This is a genomic window from Bradyrhizobium sp. SZCCHNS3016, assembly GCF_032484535.1.
GTDB lineage: Bacteria > Pseudomonadota > Alphaproteobacteria > Rhizobiales > Xanthobacteraceae > Bradyrhizobium.
The window spans coordinates 37,197-56,207 of sequence record NZ_JAUETE010000008.1 but is presented as its reverse complement, the minus strand read 5'-3'; the positions used below and the strand labels follow the sequence as shown (position 1 = coordinate 56,207).

Below are 19,011 nucleotides of genomic sequence, written 5' to 3'. Positions count from 1 at the left end.
GGCCGCCTCGCTCGAGCCAGCGATGCAACCAGGCGCGCTGCCGCCGAATTGAGCTGGCGCTGAAACGCTCATCTGGCGGCCGTTTGGGCTCGAAAAGCGGCCTCCTCGCGCCTATCTTAGAAGGTATGACCGTGCATTTCCCCTTCCAGAACTCCTACGCCACGCTGCCGGACAATTTCTTCGCCCGGGTGGCGCCGACCCCCGTCGCAGCGCCCCGTCTCATCAAGCTGAACCGGCCTCTCGCCGCGGAGTTGGGGCTGAACCCGGCCGAGCTGGAGACGCCGGAGGGCGCCGCGATCCTGGCCGGCAAGACCGTGCCGGAGGGCGCCGAGCCGATCGCGATGGCCTATGCCGGCCACCAGTTCGGGCATTTCGTGCCGCAGCTCGGCGACGGCCGGGCGGTCCTGCTTGGCGAGGTGGTCGACCGCAACGGCGTGCGCCGCGACATCCAGCTCAAGGGCTCCGGGCCGACCCCGTTCTCGCGCCGCGGCGATGGCCGTGCCGCGCTGGGGCCGGTGCTGCGCGAATACATCGTCAGCGAGGCGATGGCGGCACTTCGCATCCCGACCACCCGATCGCTGGCGGCGGTCGTCACCGGCGAGCAGGTCTATCGCGGCACGGCGCTGCCCGGCGCGGTGCTGACGCGGGTCGCCACCAGCCACATCCGGGTCGGCACGTTCCAGTATTTCGCCGCGCGCCAGGACACCGACGCCGTGCGCCGGCTCGCCGACCACGTCATCAGCCGGCACTACCCTGACCTCGCCGGCACCGAGCGGCCCTATCACGCCCTGCTCGATGCGGTGATCGCGCGCCAGGCCCGGCTGATCGCCGACTGGCTGCTGGTCGGCTTCATCCATGGCGTCATGAACACCGACAACACCTCGGTGTCCGGCGAGACCATCGATTACGGCCCCTGCGCCTTCATGGACGGCTATGACCCGAAGCAGGTGTTCTCCTCGATCGACGAGTTCGGCCGCTATGCGTTCGCCAACCAGCCGCGCATCGCGATGTGGAACCTGACCCGGCTCGCCGAATGCCTGCTGCCGCTGTTCGGCGACGACAAGGACCAGGCGATCAAGGAGGCCGAGGCGGCGCTCGACGGCTTTGCCGCCCAGTTCACCGACGCTCACCAGGCGGGGCTGCGCCGCAAGCTCGGCCTGTTCATGCAACGCGAGGGCGACCAGCCGCTGGCGCAAGCATTGTTCGATGCGATGGCGGCGGCCCGAGCCGATTTCACGCTGACGTTCCGCCGTCTCAGCGACGCCGCCGGCAGCGGCGATCTCAGCGAGGTCCGCGCCCTGTTCGAGGATCCCACGGACTTCGACGAATGGGCTCAGCGCTGGCGCCGGCGCCTCGCGGAGGAACCGCAGACCGCGGCGGAGCGGGGCGAGGCCATGCGCAAGGTCAATCCGGCCTTCATCCCGCGCAACCATCGCATCGAGGCGATCATCACCGCGGCGGTCGAGAACGACGACTACGCGCCGTTCGAGGAGCTGCATGCGGTGCTGGCCCGGCCGTACGACGACCAGCCGGACCAGGCCGCCTATGCCGAGCCGCCGCAGCCCCAGGAACGCGTGCTACAGACGTTCTGCGGCACGTAAACGGCAAGTTCCCTGCCTTAACCTCGCGTCCACCATCGCCGGCGTCACGCCCGGGTCCTTAAGAAACGATCAACGCAGCCCCGACAAGTTGAAGCAACAAGTCGGGAGGTCGCGCACGTGGACGCGCTGGTGTTCGAATTCATGGGTCTGGCGATGATCGCCTTGTGCCTGATCGTGCTCGCGGTGCCCTCGGCGCGGCGGCCGTCGGGCCGCGTCCGGCATCACTGAGGCCCCCCCCGGACCGCCCATCGTCAACCATAGAGCGATCAGCTGACACCGGAGCGCTTGCGTTCCGGGCGGATTGGGCCGACAAGCGAGGACGAATTTCGTTCCTTCCCCTTTGCCGACACCCTTGACTTGTCAGCGTTTTCGGACGACGGCGTAAGTGCCTCGTCATGGATCGTTCATGGACTTGATCACCACCACCGCGGACCTCGCGGCCGCCTGCGCCCGCCTCGCCCAGCACCCGGTCGTCACCGTCGATACCGAGTTCCTGCGGGAGACCACCTACTACCCCCTGCTCTGCGTCGTGCAGATGGCGAGCCCGGACGAGGCCGTGGTGATCGACGCCCTTGCCGAGGGCATCGATCTCAAAGCCTTCTTCGAGCTGATGGCGAACGAGAAGGTCCTGAAGGTCTTCCACGCCGCCCGCCAGGACATCGAGATCATCTGGCACCGCGCCGGCATCGTGCCGCACCCGATCTTCGACACCCAGGTCGCCGCGATGGTGCTGGGATACGGTGACAGCATCGCCTACGACCAGCTGGTCGAGCGCATCACCGGCCACCGCCCCGACAAGACCCACCGCTTCACCGACTGGTCGCGGCGGCCGCTGACCAAGGAGCAGGCGCATTACGCCGAGGCCGATGTCACCCATCTGCGCGACGTGTTTGCCGCGCTCGATGCCGACCTGAAGAAGCGCGGGCGAAGCGACTGGGTCAGCGAGGAGATGGAGATCCTGACCTCGCCGAAGACTTACGACTTCCATCCCGAGCGCGCCTGGGAGCGGCTGAAGACGCGGGTCCGCAAGCCGAAGGAGCTCGCGGTGCTGATCGAGGTCGCGGCCTGGCGCGAGCAGGAGGCGCAGAGCCGCGACGTGCCGCGCAGCCGCGTGATGAAGGACGACGCGGTCGGCGACATCGCCACCCATGCCCCGACAACGATCGAGAAGCTCGGCAATCTGCGCTCGCTGCCCAAGGGCTTCGAGCGCTCAAGATGGGGCTCCGACATCGTCGCCGCCGTGCAGCGCGGGCTGGCGCGCGATCTCGCCGCCCTGCCCAAGCTGGAAAAGCCGCGCAACAACTCCAATGGCGCTGCGATCGTCGAGTTGCTCAAGGTCCTCCTGCGCATGACCTCGGAGCGCCATGCCGTGGCGAGCAAGGTCATCGCCACCGTCGACGATCTCGAGCAGATCGCCGCCGACGACAATGCCGACGTTGCTGCGCTGCAGGGCTGGCGCCGCGAGCTGTTCGGCGAGGCCGCGCTGGCGCTGAAGCACGGCAAGCTCGCGCTCGCGATCGAGAAGGGCCGCGTCGTCCGGGTCGACCGGGCCTGACGGGCATCGCAGCGGCTACGGCCGGCTACGTCTTCCGGAGTTTGCCCAGTTGATTGCAGCAGGCGGCACGGCCGCCCATAATACTGCCCATCATTCGGCGCTGGTCTGCCCCCTCAACTCCGCCTCGATTGTCTGAGACACCTCAACCAGAGCCATCGAAAGAATGTAGGCGCTGGTCGGCAGATTGAGCTGGCGCGCTTTCGCGATGGCCGCCTGGAGGCTGCTCGCCAGCTCTTTGAGCTCTTCCTCTCGGGTCATGTCGTGGTCTCGGTCCTGGAGCTGCCGCGTGAGCAAAGACGATTGCGAACCGCCGGAACAGAAGCTGCTGCGGCTGCTCAGCGAGAATCCGGTCGACCTGCACGTCGTCGAGGCCCTTCGCCTCGTCGTCGCATTCAACAAGATCAGCGATCCGGCCGATCGCCGTATGATTATCGATCTGGCCGAACGACTCGCCTCAGGATGATACCGCCAATATCCGCCGCGGTCACACCGCGAGCCGGCCGCCGGCGCCGATAAGCTCGGCACTGTCGAGGACGCCGGCAAAATTGCCAATCACCTTGGTTACAACCAGCTTGTACAACGCAGCGTCGCCGGCGCAAGCCAGCCGGCATGCGACGGCGTCTCCGATCACCTGATAGCGGTGGCTGCGGTGAAAACCGTCCACCACCGTCGAGAGAATCGTCTCGTCCAGCGAGAAGCCGAGCAGCACGCAGCGCATGCTGCGCATGTTCGCCATGTACTCGGCGAACCGAGCCGAGCTATAGGCCGACGGCAGTGGATGCTCGAACGCAAGCTCCCCCGGGGTCGGCTTGAAGTCCGGAAGCCAGTTCGTCAGGTTGGAGGCCGGGTTGAACCAGGCCGCCTGTGCGATCCGCTTGAGATGGACGACCGGCCACAGGTTGTCGCGCCAGAGCGCGATCAATTGCCGGCACCGCGCCGTGACGACGTCGCCATCGGCGATCAGATGCCTGCGTCCCTCGGCGAGATATTCGCATTGCAGATCGGCGCAGACGAGAACCGGCGGATCCACCTCGGTGGCACCGAACAGATCTCGGCTCGACATCACTGTCTCGCTGCGGCGAAGTCGCGCAAGGGCGAGGACGCCGGCCGGCCGGCCGAGAGATCGAGCACGCCCGGCCGGTCCCAGTCCCCTTCCGGACGAATGATCATGTAGGGATCGCTGTCGAGCGTGATCGCATCGTCGCACGGCTCGAGGTCCAGCACCATCTCAGTGTATGAGAAATCCGAGAATGTGAGCTTGCGATTATGGCCGAGCGGCTTGGCGCCGAAATGCGCCCAGAAATCGACGAGACGATCCTGCGCGTGGCCATAGGCCTTCTTGAAGCCCTTGCGCCTGCAATAGTCGAGCGCCTCGCGAACCAGCTTGAACGACAGTCGCGAGCGCCGGTACTGATGGCGCACCGCGAGCCGCTCGACCTTGGCGAAGTCGCCGAAGAAGCGCACGCGCACGCATCCAGCCGGCTCGTTGCCGACGAAACCGAGGAAGTGGGCTGCAACCAGATCGTTGCCGTCGAACTCCTCTTCCATCGGACAATCCTGCTCGGTCAGGTAGACCGCCGAGCGGATCGCCGTGACGAGCATGAGGTCATTCGGATCACGCGCGATGCGCACCGTGATCGCGCGCGGATTTGTCTTTGCCGCCCTGGCCGAACTAATGCTTTGCATCCGCAATGCTCCCTTGTCCGAAACTCTTCATCGACTGGATCGAAGGCGCGATCATCTCGGGCAGCCGGTTCCACGGCCGCTGATACCACCAGAGATCGGGCTGAAAGCTTGGAACCGGCGTGAAGCCGAGTGCGCCGAGAAACGCGCGCCCTTCCGGACTCGACGGTTGTGCGTAGTAATCGGCGGCGCGAAATCTCGCGCCTCGCAGCGCCTGCGCGACGTTGCCGAGGCCGATAGCTCCTCGCCCTTGCGCGACGAGCGCCCAGACATAGATGGCAGCTACGTCTTCGTCCGGCCGCGCCAGAAATCTGCGCGGCGGATCATTCAAATTGAACTCATCCAGGAGCAACGCATCGAGGCCTGAGCAGTTGAGATAGAGGAAGGCGATGCCGCCGAGCAAGTTCCTGCCGCGGTAGAGCGCGAAGATCGAGTCCGAATCGTGCCGCAAGAACTCCGCAAGTTCGTGTTCCGAGGCACGAACGCCCGGTATTTCCCGGCGTGCGAGCGCCGCGAGCTCGCCGAGCCGATCGAGCGTGACCGCCTGAGCCGTGACCCGATCCGTCCGCGGCAGCGCGTCGAGCTGATGTCGCAGCGTGAATTCTGTGCTTCCGCGGTGCAGGTTCTGCATCTATGTTTCCAGCTTGGCTTTGATAACGTCATCATACTTGTCGGGGCTGGAGTGTATGCGGCAACATTTGCATCGGGGTGCTGCATCCACGCAGCACAGGAAGTCTGACGAAACGCTTAACCCTTCATGGGAGGATTTGAGAGCATTTCTGCTTTGTACGCGTCACCGCAGCTTCCGAAACGCGGCGGATGTTCTCGGACTGACCGGCACAACCCTGATGCGCAAGATCGACCGGCTCGAGGACGAGCTCGGATTCAAGCTCTTCATCCGTGATCAATCCGGCCTGTCGCTCAGCGACGAGGGACGATCGTTGCTGTTCGACGTCGAGCAGATGGAGCGGCTGAGCTTCAACATCTTCCGGCGCGCCTCGCTGTCGACCGACACTCAGGGGTCGGTGCGCGTCGCCGTGACCGAAGGCCCCGGCAATTTCTGGATCCTGCCGCGACTGATCGATTTCCAGAAGACCTATCGCAGGATCACGGTCGATCTGAGCTGCGCGATGCAGCAGGCCGACGTGTCGCGGCTGGAGGCTGACATCTCGATCCAGTTCGAACGGCCGACCAACCCCGACGTGATCGTTGTGAAGCTCGGCCGTCTGCACATCTACGGCTTCGTGTCGGAAGCCTATCGCGACGCGCATGGATTGCCGACATCGCTGGCGGATCTCAAGAACCACCGCATCATCAAGCAGCACGGCATGCAGCTCGACGAGACGGGCTATGCGCGCATCCTCGGCTTGGAGTCGCTCGAGGGCATCGTCGGCATCTCCACCAATTCCAGCGTTGCCGTGCTCTACGCGGTCGAGCGCGGCGCCGGCATCGGCTTCCTGCCGACATCGGCGGTCGCGCTCGGGGCGCCGCTCGTTCCGGTCGATCTCGGCATCAACTACCACATGGATCTGTGGCTGACTTATCACAAGGAGTTTCGCAACTCCGACCGGCACAAGGTCGTCATCGACTGGCTGAAGCGCATCTTCGATCCGAAGGTCCATGCCTGCTTCCGGGACGAGTTCATCCATCCGCTGGAGCTCGTGCCTCTGATGGCGTCCGCGCGGGATGTCGTCGGCTTCGGCGGCTACGTCGCGCCGAAACCGGTCTGACGACCTACCACTTCAACTCGACGCCGAGCGTCCCCTGATGCGACTGCAGCGCCGAACGCAGCTTCGCATCGTAGTTCAGATAGAGGCGTGACGTTCGGTTCAGGGATAGCGACAGTGCCGCGCCGGCGTCGGCGCCGTAACGGCCCTCGCCAAGGCCCTGCAGCGTGATGCTCTGCGGACCGAGGCTCACGGTCACCGCGCCGAGATTCTGGCTGAAATTGTCGACGAGCTTGCCATAGGCCGAGACGTCGAGGACCCTGCCGTCGACGATGAAGTAGTGGCCGAATTCGGCGCCGACGAGAACGCGGGCGCGCTCCAGCGACGTGCCGCTGACCGACAGCGGATCGAGCCCGCCCGATTCCTGGAATGCCGCGGTCGTGGCGCGGGTGTATTCGAAGGCGAGCTTCGGAACGATCCGGCTCTCACCGATGCTCCAGTAGTAGTCGAGCTCGCTCAGCACGCCCGTGATGTGGGCGCCGTAGACTGACGTCGCCGCACCGAGGCTGGTGTCGCGCCGCGCATTGATCCCGCCGAAGCCATGGACGATCGCGATCGCCCAGGTCCAGGGTCCCTGGTCGACCGAGGCGTTGAACCCGAACTGTGTGACATCGAGCGTCGCCGATTGCAGCGCCAGCGGCACATCGACCCTGGTCCGGCTCTGGTCAACGGATAGTCCGACGTTCACGCCCGGCACGAGGCGCATGCCGATACCGGCGACCCCGCCCCAAGTCGTCCTCTTGTCGCCGACGAAGTCGCCTTGCGCATTGCTGCGGACCGTCACGCCATACGTCTCGCCCCAAGTCCGGAACCGAGGCTGTCCCGAAGCCTCCGGCGCACCACCGCCCCCCGGATTGCTCCGCTGCAGCCGGGTGACGCCCTGCGTGGCCTGGGTGCCGAGCCGTTCGAGGAAGCTCGAGCCGAGATCGAGCACGGCTTGGCCGGACGAGCGTTCGGAACTGATCGCGCCGGGTGCAGGACTGGGCAATGGGCTCGGCGTTGGTGTCGGGCTAGCGGCTATGCTCGGCAGGCTGGCCTGCGCGGCGCACGGCGAAGACGCGACGGCCATACCGAAGGCGACGATGGCCAGCAGCGCCGCCCCGGGTACACGGGTGCACTGTCGCCTGCCCCGCTTGGCCTGAGATGCCCCGCGCATCGATGCCCCGTTCGCCGCCCGCTCGAATTCGCCTCAATATTGCCGCGTCGATTTGTCCGCAGTTCCCGATCACGGTCAATGAGATTGACCATGCCGCGGCTGCACCGCAAGGATTTGTGGTTCCAGCGCCACAAGCCACGCAGTTGCAGCAGCAGCCGGTGACGCGACGTCGCGACGCGTTCTCATCGGTCCGCCAAACTTGATATCGGCGGAAAATCGTGTTGCAATCTTCAGTACAATCGGATTGGCCGTTCGACTGTGCGTTTCGCGACTTCGGAAATTGAGCAGATCCCCGGAAGCCCGTTTGTGGCGTGGCACGCGTGGGCGTGGCCGCGTCTTTTTTTTGTCTAGACGAGGAGACAGCGATGCCGACCTACAAGGGCAGCGTGAAGTGGTTCAACCCGACCAAGGGATATGGCTTCATCAAACCGGCTGGCGGAGACAAGGACGTGTTCGTCCATATCTCGGCCGTGGAGCGTGCTGGACTGACCACGCTCAACGAGAACCAGACGATCGAATATGATCTGGTGGAGAGCCGCGGCAAGACGTCGGCAGAGAACCTGAAGCTCTCGTGAGCATCGTCCCGGCGGAGGGCGCCACAGCGCGCGTTCGCAAGCCAACTCACGAGCTCCGCGTCACGCTCGCTCGCCGCGGATGATCAGACTTCGTCAACCTTGATGTACCCCGGCCCCGCCGGGGATTTTTTTCGTCCGGCGCAAGCTAACGGACGACGGGCCAGATCAGCGCGTCATCGGCCTGCACCACCGACGACGTCCGGCAGAGATCGCCTTCGAGCTGCACCAGGCCCTTGGCCAGCAGCTTCAGCGCCTCGGGATAGATGCGATGCTCGACGCCAAGAATGCGCGTCGACAGCGTGTCCGGCGTATCGTCGTCCCTGACCACGACCGCGCCCTGCATCACGATCGGACCTGCATCCGTCTCCGGAATGACGAAATGCACGGTGGCGCCTGACAGCTTGACGCCGGCACGCAGCGCCTGGCCGTGCGGATCGAGGCCGGGGAACGATGGCAGCAGCGACGGATGAATGTTGAGCATCCTTCCGTACCAGCGCTGCACGAACTCCGCCGTGAACAGGCGCATGAAACCGGCCAGGCAGATGATCTCGATGCCGCGTGCATCGAGCGCCTGCTGCAGTCTGGCTTCGAACCCTGCGCGGTCCTTGCCGAACGGCTTGCTCTCGATGATTTCGATCGCGACGCCGCTCTCCTGCGCTTTCTGCAGTCCGGCCGCATCGGCTCGGTTGGAGATCACGATGGCGACCTCGGCCGGAAAATCCGGCTGCGCCGCCGCGTGGATCAGCGCGGCCATGTTCGACCCACGGCCCGAGATCAGGATGGCGACGCGGCGCTTCATCGGCTCACTCGTCTCACAGAGCCAGATCGAGGGCGCCGGTGTAGATCACCCGCTCGTCGCCTGTCGCAGCAACGACCTCGCCGAGCCGGGCGACGTGCTCGCCATTGGCGGTGAACACCTCGATGACGGCCTCGACGGCCTCGGCCTTGACGATCGCGATCATGCCGATCCCGCAATTGAAGGTGCGCAAGAGCTCGCGCTCGGCAATGCCGCCCTGCTCCGCCAGCCATTTGAAGACCGGCAGCACCGGCAGGCCCGTCAGATCAATCGAGACGCCGAGATGCTTCGGCAGCACGCGCGGAATGTTGTCGGTGAAGCCGCCGCCCGTGATGTGCGCGAGCCCCTTGACCGCACCGGTCTCGCGGATGGCGCGAAGGCACGACTTCACATAGAGCCGGGTCGGCGTCAGCAGCGCCGCGCCGAGAGTCAGGACCGGCGCGAACGGTGCCGGCGCATCGAAGCCGAGGCCGGACTGGGCGACGATCTTGCGCACCAGGGAGTAGCCGTTGGAATGCACGCCGGATGAAGCGAGGCCGAGGACCACGTCGCCGGCCGCGATGTCCGGCGACGGCAGCAGCGTGCCGCGCTCGGCGGCGCCGACCGCGAAACCGGCAAGATCGTAGTCGCCGTCCTTGTAGAGGCCCGGCATTTCCGCGGTCTCACCGCCGATCAGCGCGCAGCCGGATTCCCGGCAACCTTCGGCGACGCCGGCGACGATCGAAGCCGTCGCCTCCGGGTCGAGCTTGCCGCAGGCAAAGTAGTCGAGGAAGAACAGCGGCTCGGCGCCCTGCACGACGAGATCGTTGACCGACATGGCGACCAGGTCGATGCCGATGCCGCCATGCAGCCCGGTCTCGATCGCGATCTTCACCTTGGTGCCGACGCCGTCGGTCGCGGCGACGAGCACCGGATCCTTGAATCCGGCGGCCTTGAGGTCGAACAGGCCGCCAAAGCCACCGATCTCGGCATCCGCGCCGGCGCGGGCGGTTGCGCGCACCATGGGCTTGATCAGATCGACCAGACGGTTTCCGGCATCGATATCGACGCCCGAATCTGCATAAGTGAGCCCGTTCTTGCGCTCGGTCATGGTAAAAACCCCTAATCTGGCCGCTGGTTACGTCGGAATCCGGCCGCGCGCAATGGCTCGCAAGGGGCTCGTCCCCATACTATCTAGGAACCGTACCGGTTCGCCTTGTTTCGGAATCGGGTTGTCTTTTGATCGTTGTCGTCGGGACCCGCTGCGTGACCATTCCCCACAGTATCCCCAATCTGATCACGCTCGGTCGAATCCTGCTGGTTCCGATCGTCGTCTGGGCCATTGCGGCCGGCGAGATGGAGATCGCGTTTCTGGTCTTCGTGGTCGCGGGGGTGAGCGACGCCGTGGACGGCTTCCTGGCCAAGCGCTTCAACCTGCGGTCCGAACTGGGAGCCCTGCTCGATCCCCTCGCCGACAAGGCGCTGCTGGTCTCGATCTTCGTCACGCTTGGCATCTGGGGCGCGATCCCGCGCTGGATTGTCATCCTGGTGGTCTCGCGCGACATCATGATCGTCTCGGCGGTGATCGTGTCCTGGCTGTTCGACCGGCCGGTCGCGATGAAGCCATTGATGGTGTCCAAGCTGAACACGGTCGCCCAGGTGGGATTCGCAGCGCTCGTGCTGGCCTCGCTCAGCTTCGGCTTCGAGCCCAAGCCCTACGATGTGGTGCTGATGGCGCTGGTCACGGTCTTTACCCTCGTGTCGGTCGGGCTGTATCTCGTCGACTGGGTGCGCCACATGAGCACCATCGAGGTCCGGTGATCCTCCGCTGAGAGCCCGTCCTGACCTCACGCACCCCACGATACGGAGCAATTCGACCTTGGCCGGCCATATCCCCCCTCGTCAGCTGGCCTTCGCACTGCCGCATGCGGAGAGCCTGACGCGGGACAATTTCTTCGAAGGTCCAGGCAACGCGGCCGGGCTCGCTCTGGTCGACGCCTGGCCGGAATGGCCGGCGCGGACCATGTTCCTGGTCGGCCCCGACGGCTCCGGCAAGAGCCACCTCGCCGCGATCTGGGCCGAGCAGGCTGGAGCCCGATCCCTGTCCGCGCATGCCCTCGAGGCGAGCGCGGTCCCTGGGGCGCTCGCCACCGGCGCGCTGGTGCTGGAGGATCTGACGGCAACCGATCTCGACGAGCGGGCGCTGTTTCACCTGCTGAACCTGGCCCGCCAGGACGAGGCTTTCGTGCTGATCACGGCGCGCGAGGCCCCGGCGGCCCTGCCCATCGCCTTGGCCGATCTGAGGTCGCGCCTGCGCGCCGTCCCGGTCGTCACGCTGCTACCGCCCGACGACCAGCTGTTCCGCGCCTTGATCGTCAAGCTGGCCGCGGACCGGCAACTGGCGATCGACGAGACCGTGGTCAGCTATCTCGCAAGCCACATCGAGCGCTCCTATGCGGCGGCACGCCAGACCATCGCGCTGCTGGACAACGAGTCCCTGCGGCTCGGACGGCCGGTCACCCGGGCGCTGGCGGCGGAGCTGCTCCGGCCACTGTGACCGGCGGCTATCTTGACGGCGGTTGGTGACGGAACCTCAATGGTGCCGGCAACGTCATCCCCTGGTTACCCAGATTGGGCTACGGTCGACCATTCGCGACTGGATGGATATGGATCGAATTCCGATGGATACCGAGCAAGTTACTGAAATTTCAGAGAAAGAACCGGTCGCGGCGCCGTCCTTCGAGATTGCCTCGAGCCCCGAGCGATTCATCAACCGGGAACTGTCCTGGCTTCACTTCAACCGCCGCGTTCTGGAGGAATCGGTCAATCCGCGCCATCCCGCCTTGGAGCGGGTGCGCTTCCTGTCGATTTCCGCCAACAACCTTGATGAATTCTTCATGGTCCGCGTCGCCGGCATCCGCGCCCAGGTCCGCGAGGGCATCGCCGAGCGCAGCCCGGATGGGCTGACACCCACCGAGCAGTTGAAGCTGATCAACGAGACCGTCTCACAGCTCGCGATCGACCAGCAGGCGATCTGGCGCGACCTGCGCAAGTTTCTCGGCGAGCTCGGCATCGTGCTGGTCGACGGCCAGGACGTCACCAAGAGCGAGCGCGCCTGGATCGAGGATCACTTCCTCGCCAACATCTTCCCGCTGCTGACGCCGCTGGCGATCGATCCGGCGCATCCGTTCCCGTTCATCCCGAGCCTCGGCTTCACAGTGGCGCTGCAGCTGATCCGCTCCGCCGACGGGCGTCCGATGAACGCCCTCATCCGAATGCCCGGCAAGATCGACCGCTTCATCCGCTTCCCCGGCTCCAAGGATGGCGTGATCCGCCTGATCACCCTCGAGCAGGCGACCGGCCTGTTCATCGGCCGGCTGTTTCCGGGCTACACCGTGAAGGGCCAGGGCGCCTTCCGGATCATCCGCGACAGCGAGATCGAGATCGAGGAAGAGGCCGAAGACCTGGTGCGGCTGTTCGAAACCGCGCTGAAGCGGCGCCGTCGCGGCTCGGTGATCCGGCTCGAGATCGAGGCCAACATGCCGGAGGAGCTACGCCGCTTCGTGCAGAATGCGCTCTCGACCACCGATGACGAGGTGTTCCTGGTCGACGGCGTGCTGGCGATGAACGAGCTGTCGCAACTGACGCGGGTCGACCGGCCCGACCTCGAATTCGTGCCCTATGTGCCGCGCCATCCTGAGCGTGTCCGCGACCATGGCGGCGACATCTTCGCCGCCATCCGGCAGAAGGACCTGATCGTCCATCACCCTTACGAGTCGTTCGACGTCGTCGTGCAGTTCCTGCAGCAGGCGGCGCGCGACCCGGACGTCGTCGCGATCAAGCAAACGCTGTACCGCACCTCCAACAACTCGCCCATCGTGCGCACGCTGGTGGAAGCTGCCGAAGCCGGCAAGTCGGTGACGGCGCTGGTCGAGCTCAAGGCGCGTTTCGACGAGGAGGCCAACATCCGCTGGGCCCGCGATCTGGAGCGCGCCGGCGTGCAGGTGGTCTACGGCTTCCTGGAGCTGAAGACGCATGCCAAGCTGTCGATGGTCGTACGCCGCGAGGGCGGCAGCCTAACGACCTATGTCCACACCGGCACCGGCAACTATCACCCGGTGACGGCGCGCATCTACACCGACCTGTCCTACTTCACCTCCGACCCGGTGATCGGCCGCGACGTGACGCGGGTGTTCAACTACATCACCGGCTATGCCGAGCCGATCGACATCGAGAAGATGGCGGTGTCGCCGCTCACGCTTCGCAAGCGCATGATCGAGCACATCCACGGCGAGACCAGCTTCGCCCGCCAGGGCAAGCCCGCCGTGATCTGGATGAAGATGAACTCGCTGGTCGATCCCGACATCATCGACGCGCTGTATGAGGCCTCGCAGGCCGGCGTGTCGATCGAGCTGATCGTGCGCGGCATCTGCTGCCTGCGTCCCGGCCTCCCCGGACTGTCGGAGAACATTCGCGTCAAATCGGTGATCGGCCGCTTCCTCGAGCATGGCCGCATCTACTGCTTTGGTATGGGTCAGGGCCTGCCGAGCGCCAAGGCCGCCGTCTACATCTCCTCGGCCGACATGATGCCGCGCAATCTCGACCGCCGCGTCGAGGTGCTGTGCCCGCTTCAGAACCCTACCGTGCATCAGCAGGTTCTGGAACAGATCATGGTCGCGAACCTCAAGGACACCGAGCAGAGCTGGCAATTGTTGCCGGATGGGTCGTCAACGCGTATGAAGGCCGCGAAGGGCGAGGAGCCGTTCAACCTGCACAATTACTTCATGACGAATCCGAGTCTGTCCGGCCGTGGAAAGTCGCTCAAGGAATCATCGCCGCGCCGGCTCACGCGCCGGAATGAACGCCCTCCTTCATAGGGGCTGTCTGCACCAGGGCCTTCTGCAACGGGACATGCCGTGGTGAAGCGGCCCGGCACGAGGGCCGCGAGCGTCGGTGTCATCGACATCGGCTCGAACTCGGTCCGTCTCGTCGTCTACCAGGCGATGGAACGCAGTCTCGTCACCGTGTTCAACGAGAAGGCGCTGTGCGGACTCGGTCGCGAGGTCCAGACCACCGGCCTGCTCGCGGCCGATGCCGTCGACAAGGCGCTGACCGCGCTGAAGCGCTTCCGCGCGTTGTGCAAGGTGCAGCGGGTGGGGCAAGTTCATGCCATCGCGACCGCCGCCTGCCGCGATGCTTCGAACGGCGCTGATTTCATCGCCAAGGCCGAGAAGATCTGCGGCGCCCCGATCCAGATCCTCACCGGCCCCGAAGAGGCGCGCTATTCGGCGCTCGGTGTCATCTCCGGCATCCACAAGCCCGACGGCATCGTCGGTGATCTCGGCGGCGGCTCACTTGAGCTGATCGACGTGCGCGGGCACCAGGTCCGCAGCGGCGTCACCCTGCCGCTCGGCAGCCTGGCGCTGCAGGATCTCGCCGAGAAATCGCTGAAGAAGGCGGAGCGGATCGCGCGCGAGGCGCTGACCGACCTGCCGCAACTGCTGGCCGGCCAGAACCGCACCTTCTACGCGGTCGGCGGCACTTGGCGCGCGCTGGCGCGCATCCACATCATCCAGAGCGGCTATCCGCTCGGGGTGATGCACGGCTATGCGATTCCGGCGGCCGATGCGCTGGCCTTCGTGCGCCGGCTGCGCCGTCTCGTCGCCGCCGACATGCTGGCCGACATCGAAGCGATCGCCGAGGCGCGGCGCCCGCTGCTTGCCTATGCCGCGCTGGTGCTCGAGCACATCATCCGCGTCGCCAGGCCGACGACCGTCGTGTTCTCGACCTTCGGCGTGCGCGAGGGCCTGCTCTACTCCAAGCTTCCCGACGCCGAGCGCGCCAAGGACGGGCTGCTCTGCGCGGCGCAGGGCCTCAACGAGCTGTTGTCGCGCTCGGCCCAGCATGCCCGCGAGCTGATCGACTGGACCGACCGCCTGTTCCGCGTGATGCACATCCGCGAGACCGAGGACGAGCGCCGGCTGCGGCACGCCGCCTGCCTGCTGTCCGACATCGGCTGGCGCATGCATCCGGACCATCGCGGCGAGCAGACCTACGGCATCGTTCTGAACGGCAATTTCGGCTCGATCAACCACGAGGGCCGCATCTTCGTCGCGCTGTCGGTGTTCTTCCGCTACGAGGGCCTGCGCGACGAGGCGGCGGCGCCTGCCCTCACCGAGCAGCTGAGCCCGGCCCAGATCGATCGTGCGCGCCTGCTCGGCACCGCGTTTCGGGTCGCGCATCTGATCTCGGCGGCGCGGCCCGGCGTGCTGCCCGCAACGCATTTCCGCACCCAGGATCGCAAGCTGATGCTGGTGTTCGAGCACCAGATGGTCGACCTCGTCGCCGATCGTGTCGGCGGGCGCTTCAAGCAGCTCGCGCGTCTCGTCGGCCGCTCCGGCTCGATCGTGCGCAGCTAGATCCGGATCAGGGCCGCCGAGCGCCGACCGAAATTGCGATCATCCGCTGGGCGATGATGCCGTAGACCTTGCGCCAGGCCTGCTCCACCTCATCATTCCAATGCGGACCAAGCCCCTTGGCGAGGCTCCACAGCAGCGCCTCCCCGACCACCGGATAGTACTCCGGCTTGACGCCGTAGCGCGCATGATTGCGGCCGAGGATGTCGGTGCTCGACAGAAGTCCGGTCATCTGATCGAGGCTGCCGACGAGCACCGCGAGCGTCGCGATGAAATCGCGCTTCAACACGTCCATGTCGGCTGGAAACATCGCGCGGCATTCCGGCAAGAGCTCGAACACGCGATCATAGAACGTCGTCGTCATCTGTGTGGCATTGGCAAATACCAAGTCGAACGACGACTTGACGTGCGCAATCTCATCTGCAGTCAACATGCGCAAGTCCAATTCGAAACAATTCCAATCAGGGCCCGACCAGTGGAGCTCGACGTAGTGGTGTCGCGGCGACGCGAACGGGTTCATTATAAGAAACAGACGACCACGCCCCGCGGTACTTGTCAAAGGCGCGGCACCGTGCCGCAGCACTGTGGATTGGCTTGCGATCCTGCCGCGACGATTGCTGACCGACTCAGCGATCGGAGACGGCAACGGCAACAAACACGACGGCCATCGCGCTTCTCACAGGCCATCGGAGACGCCGACACGCCGGCCGCCGACCGGCGCCAAGGCCGACTGATCCGTTGGATCGCGCAGACGGCCGCCGATGCGAATGGCGGCGGTCCGCGTCAACCGACGGTTGGATCACACCGCGAGGTTCATCCAGACGGACTTCGGCTCCGTGAAGTTGTCCAGCGCGGCCGTGCCGTGCTCGCGGCCCAGTCCGGAGTCACGATCGCCACCCCAAGGCAGCCGCACATCGGTGTAGCCATAGGTGTTGATCCACACGGTGCCGGCGCGCAGGCGCTTAGCGAAGCGATGGACGCGCCCCATGTCGCGGCTCCAGACACCCGCGGCCAGGCTGTAAGCCGTGCCGTTCGCCATCCGCAGCGCCTCGGCCTCGTCCCTGAACTTGATCACGCTGACCACGGGTCCGAAGATCTCCTCCTGCGAGATCCGCATGTCGTGCGTGACGCCAGCGAAGACGGCGGGGCTGACGAAATAGCCGCGGGCGGCCGCGCGCTGGCCGCCGGTGACGAGCGTGGCACCTTCGTTGCGTCCGATGTCGACATAGTCGAGGATCGTCTTCATCTGCCGTTCGGAGATGACCGGTCCGAGCGAGGTGGCGCGATCGAGCGGATCGCCGATCCGCAGCGCCTGCGCCCGCGCAGTCAGGCGATCGACCACCTCGTCATACACGCGCTCGTGCACGAGCACCCGCGATCCGGCCGAGCACACCTGCCCGGTGTTGAAGAAGATGCCGCTGGCCGCAGCCTTCGCGGCGGCCTCGATGTTCGCATCGTCGAAGATGATGTTGGCCGACTTGCCGCCGAGCTCGAGCGACACCCGTTTGAAGTTGCCGGCCGCCGCCTTCATGATGCCGCGGCCGACGCCGGGCGAGCCGGTGAACGTGACCTTGTCGACATCGGGGTGGTTGACCAGCGCCTCGCCGACGGTGCGCCCGGGGCCGGTCACGATGTTGAGAACACCGGGCGGCAGTCCGGCTTCGAGCGCGAGCTCCCCGATCCGCAGCGCCGACAGCGACGTCAGCTCGGCGGGCTTCATCACGACGGTGCAACCGCAGGCCAGCGCCGGCGCGAGCTTCCACATCCCGATCATCAGCGGGAAATTCCACGGCACGATTGCCGCGACCACGCCGACCGGCTCGCGCACGGTATAGGTCAGCGCATCATCGCGCGTAGAGACGACTTCACCGCTGATCTTGTCGGCCCATCCGGCGTAATAAGTGAGCGTATCGATGGCGGCGGGAAGATCCTGGCGCTGGATCGCCGACACGGGCTTGCCGGCATCGAGGCTTTCGAGCTCGATGATCTCGTCGGCATAGTCGCGCAACAGCTGCGCCCATTTCAGCAGGATCGCGCCGCGCTCCGCCGCACGCATCGTTCGCCACGGCCCTTCGAAGGCCTTGCGGGCCGCGGCGACCGCGAGATCGACATCCTCGGCATTGCCCTCGGCGACCGTCGCAATCGCCTGCTCGGTTGCAGGATTGAGCGAGGTGAAGGTGCGTCCCGAAACCGAGGGAACATGCCGGCCGCCGATCAGGAGCTGGAGCGGCTTCGTCAGATAAGACGTCGTCCTCGAGCCGCGCTCGTAATCATATGCAATCGACATCATATTTCCTCCGTTTGTTGTATACCAATGAAGGTAAGAACAAATATCTGTTCGTAAATATGATATCTGTTGCCTATGGCCGGCGGTCATATGAAGCCGACTTCACAAGCGGGCCCTGATGTTGCGGATCGCGATCGAACCTGTCTGGCGTTTCTACAAGGACGACGGCCCGCAGAGCATCGTCGTGATGCTCCGCGTGCTCAGTGAAATCAGGAGGACGGGTAAGATCACCAGCGCGGCCAGCGACGCGCATCTGTCCTATCGTCACGTCTGGAATCTGATCGAGCAGTGGTCTGAATTCTTCGGCGTGCCGCTGGTCGAGACCCAGCGCGGCAAGGGATCGAAGCTCACCACGTTCGGAGACAAGCTGGTCTGGGCCGGTGAGCGCATGCACGCCCGCCTCGGCCCGCAGCTCGACAATCTGGCGCAGGAGCTGGTGACCGAGATCAAGCCGTTCCTGCAGCCGCATCCCGGCGTGATCCGCGTTCACGCCAGCCACGGCTTTGCCGTCGCCAAGCTGCGCGAGCTGTTGGATCGCGAGCCAGGCGTCGGGGTCGATGTCCGCTATGTCAGCAGCCAGCATTCGCTGGCGTCGCTGGCGCAAGGCGAATGCGACCTGTCGGGACTGCATCTGCCGCGCGGCGAGCTGCGTGCCCAGAACATCCAGGCCTGCAGGGATTGGCTTGATCCCAAGCAGGACTGCGTCATCAGCTTCGTGACCCGTGAAATGGGGCTGATGGTCAAGCGCGGCAATCCGCTGTCGATCCGTTCATTGGCCGATCTTGCCGACGGCAGGGCGCGCTTCGTCAATCGCGATCATGATTCCGGCACCCGCCTGGTGTTCGATCAGTTGCTCGCGTCACAAGGCATCGATGAAGCGCGCATCAATGGCGCGCAGCAGATCGAGTTCACCCACGCAGCCGTCGCCGCCTATGTTGCGAGCGGCATGGCCGACGTCTGCTTCGGCGTCGAGGCCGCCGCGCGGCAGTTCGGACTCGACTTCATCCGTATCCTCACCGAGGACTATTTCTTCGCCTGCCATAAATCGTTTCTGGAAACCGACCCGATGCGGCGGGTGCTCGAGGTGATGAAGGGCGACGAATTCCATCGCGCCGTCGCTGCCCTGCCCGGCTACCAGCCAGCCGCCACGGGATCGGTCCACACCGTTCGCGAATTCCTCGATCGGCTGGATGCGGAGTCCTGACGCCGCCCGGTTGGACCCGACGCCTCCTGACG

The 19,011-nt window shown here is 65.4% G+C and carries 19 protein-coding genes; 10 read left to right on the top strand and 9 right to left on the bottom strand.

Features of this window, described 5'->3' with window-relative positions:
* The first annotated feature begins 125 nt into the window (after positions 1 to 125).
* Together QW881_RS16600 and rnd are read left to right on the top strand one after the other, a co-directional pair.
* Complete coding sequence (locus QW881_RS16600) at positions 126 to 1,601, top strand: protein adenylyltransferase SelO (RefSeq protein ID WP_316158552.1); 1,476 nt, start codon at positions 126 to 128, stop codon at positions 1,599 to 1,601.
* A gap of 406 nt (positions 1,602 to 2,007) precedes the next feature.
* Complete coding sequence (gene rnd / locus QW881_RS16595) at positions 2,008 to 3,156, top strand: ribonuclease D (RefSeq protein WP_315739434.1); 1,149 nt, start codon at positions 2,008 to 2,010, stop codon at positions 3,154 to 3,156.
* Between the two features lie 90 nt (positions 3,157 to 3,246).
* Here rnd and QW881_RS16590 read toward each other — a convergent pair whose 3' ends face one another.
* Entirely contained in the window at positions 3,247 to 3,414 is a 168-nt protein-coding gene (locus QW881_RS16590) for a hypothetical protein (RefSeq protein WP_315739433.1), read from the bottom strand.
* A 28-nt stretch (positions 3,415 to 3,442) separates the two neighbouring features.
* Between QW881_RS16590 and QW881_RS16585 the strand changes: the two genes are divergently transcribed.
* Positions 3,443 to 3,619, top strand: a complete 177-nt coding sequence (locus QW881_RS16585; protein WP_315739432.1) for a hypothetical protein — start codon at positions 3,443 to 3,445, stop codon at positions 3,617 to 3,619.
* Positions 3,620 to 3,640: 21 nt separating this feature from the next.
* On the opposite strand, the gene QW881_RS16580 is transcribed toward QW881_RS16585, so the two are convergent.
* From QW881_RS16580 to QW881_RS16570, 3 genes are read right to left on the bottom strand one after another with little or no spacing between them, the layout of a single operon-like run.
* Positions 3,641 to 4,219 (bottom strand): isochorismatase family protein, encoded by a 579-nt coding sequence (locus tag QW881_RS16580; protein ID WP_315755722.1) that lies wholly within the window; start codon positions 4,217 to 4,219, stop codon positions 3,641 to 3,643.
* On the bottom strand, positions 4,219 to 4,842 hold the full coding sequence (locus tag QW881_RS16575) for a GNAT family N-acetyltransferase (protein WP_315739430.1): 624 nt from the start codon (positions 4,840 to 4,842) through the stop codon (positions 4,219 to 4,221). The genes QW881_RS16580 and QW881_RS16575 overlap by 1 nt, the downstream gene beginning before the upstream one ends.
* Positions 4,829 to 5,470: a hypothetical protein gene (locus tag QW881_RS16570; RefSeq protein ID WP_316158553.1), complete on the bottom strand. Its 642-nt coding sequence runs from the start codon at positions 5,468 to 5,470 to the stop codon at positions 4,829 to 4,831. The genes QW881_RS16575 and QW881_RS16570 overlap by 14 nt, the downstream gene beginning before the upstream one ends.
* Before the next feature lie 55 nt (positions 5,471 to 5,525).
* Here QW881_RS16570 and QW881_RS16565 point away from each other — a divergent pair, with 55 nt between their 5' ends.
* Positions 5,526 to 6,569, top strand: coding sequence for a LysR family transcriptional regulator (locus QW881_RS16565; RefSeq protein WP_316158554.1), 1,044 nt, complete (start codon positions 5,526 to 5,528; stop codon positions 6,567 to 6,569).
* A 4-nt stretch (positions 6,570 to 6,573) separates the two neighbouring features.
* On the opposite strand, the gene QW881_RS16560 is transcribed toward QW881_RS16565, so the two are convergent.
* On the bottom strand, positions 6,574 to 7,554 hold the full coding sequence (locus QW881_RS16560; protein ID WP_410052033.1) for an autotransporter outer membrane beta-barrel domain-containing protein: 981 nt from the start codon (positions 7,552 to 7,554) through the stop codon (positions 6,574 to 6,576).
* 533 nt (positions 7,555 to 8,087) lie between these two features.
* On the opposite strand from QW881_RS16560, the gene QW881_RS16555 reads away from it, so the two are divergent.
* A complete protein-coding gene (locus QW881_RS16555; RefSeq protein ID WP_315712366.1) occupies positions 8,088 to 8,297 on the top strand; it encodes a cold-shock protein in 210 nt (69 codons plus the stop codon).
* Positions 8,298 to 8,442: 145 nt separating this feature from the next.
* On the opposite strand, the gene purN is transcribed toward QW881_RS16555, so the two are convergent.
* The gene (gene purN, locus QW881_RS16550) at positions 8,443 to 9,096 is read right to left on the bottom strand and encodes a phosphoribosylglycinamide formyltransferase (protein WP_316158556.1); all 654 of its coding nucleotides are present in this window, start codon (positions 9,094 to 9,096) and stop codon (positions 8,443 to 8,445) included.
* Between the two features lie 13 nt (positions 9,097 to 9,109).
* Positions 9,110 to 10,183, bottom strand: coding sequence for a phosphoribosylformylglycinamidine cyclo-ligase (gene purM, locus QW881_RS16545; protein WP_316158557.1), 1,074 nt, complete (start codon positions 10,181 to 10,183; stop codon positions 9,110 to 9,112).
* Positions 10,184 to 10,338: 155 nt separating this feature from the next.
* On the opposite strand from purM, the gene QW881_RS16540 reads away from it, so the two are divergent.
* The 4 genes from QW881_RS16540 (at position 10,339) to ppx (ending at position 15,491) form a co-directional block, all read left to right on the top strand.
* Positions 10,339 to 10,893, top strand: a complete 555-nt coding sequence (locus tag QW881_RS16540) for a CDP-alcohol phosphatidyltransferase family protein (protein ID WP_315739423.1) — start codon at positions 10,339 to 10,341, stop codon at positions 10,891 to 10,893.
* A gap of 58 nt (positions 10,894 to 10,951) precedes the next feature.
* Positions 10,952 to 11,629 (top strand): DnaA ATPase domain-containing protein, encoded by a 678-nt coding sequence (locus tag QW881_RS16535; protein ID WP_315739421.1) that lies wholly within the window; start codon positions 10,952 to 10,954, stop codon positions 11,627 to 11,629.
* Between the two features lie 124 nt (positions 11,630 to 11,753).
* Complete coding sequence (locus QW881_RS16530) at positions 11,754 to 13,949, top strand: RNA degradosome polyphosphate kinase (RefSeq protein WP_316158558.1); 2,196 nt, start codon at positions 11,754 to 11,756, stop codon at positions 13,947 to 13,949.
* Between the two features lie 42 nt (positions 13,950 to 13,991).
* Positions 13,992 to 15,491, top strand: coding sequence for an exopolyphosphatase (gene ppx / locus QW881_RS16525; protein WP_315755820.1), 1,500 nt, complete (start codon positions 13,992 to 13,994; stop codon positions 15,489 to 15,491).
* 7 nt (positions 15,492 to 15,498) lie between these two features.
* Here the strand turns inward: ppx and QW881_RS16520 are convergent, their stop codons facing one another.
* Both QW881_RS16520 and QW881_RS16515 read right to left on the bottom strand, forming a co-directional pair.
* Positions 15,499 to 15,921, bottom strand: a complete 423-nt coding sequence (locus tag QW881_RS16520; protein WP_315755728.1) for a globin family protein — start codon at positions 15,919 to 15,921, stop codon at positions 15,499 to 15,501.
* Positions 15,922 to 16,287: 366 nt separating this feature from the next.
* Positions 16,288 to 17,775: an aldehyde dehydrogenase family protein gene (locus QW881_RS16515; protein WP_315755821.1), complete on the bottom strand. Its 1,488-nt coding sequence runs from the start codon at positions 17,773 to 17,775 to the stop codon at positions 16,288 to 16,290.
* 118 nt (positions 17,776 to 17,893) lie between these two features.
* Here QW881_RS16515 and QW881_RS16510 point away from each other — a divergent pair, with 118 nt between their 5' ends.
* Positions 17,894 to 18,979: a substrate-binding domain-containing protein gene (locus tag QW881_RS16510; protein WP_315755729.1), complete on the top strand. Its 1,086-nt coding sequence runs from the start codon at positions 17,894 to 17,896 to the stop codon at positions 18,977 to 18,979.
* The last annotated feature ends 32 nt before the right edge of the window (positions 18,980 to 19,011 follow it).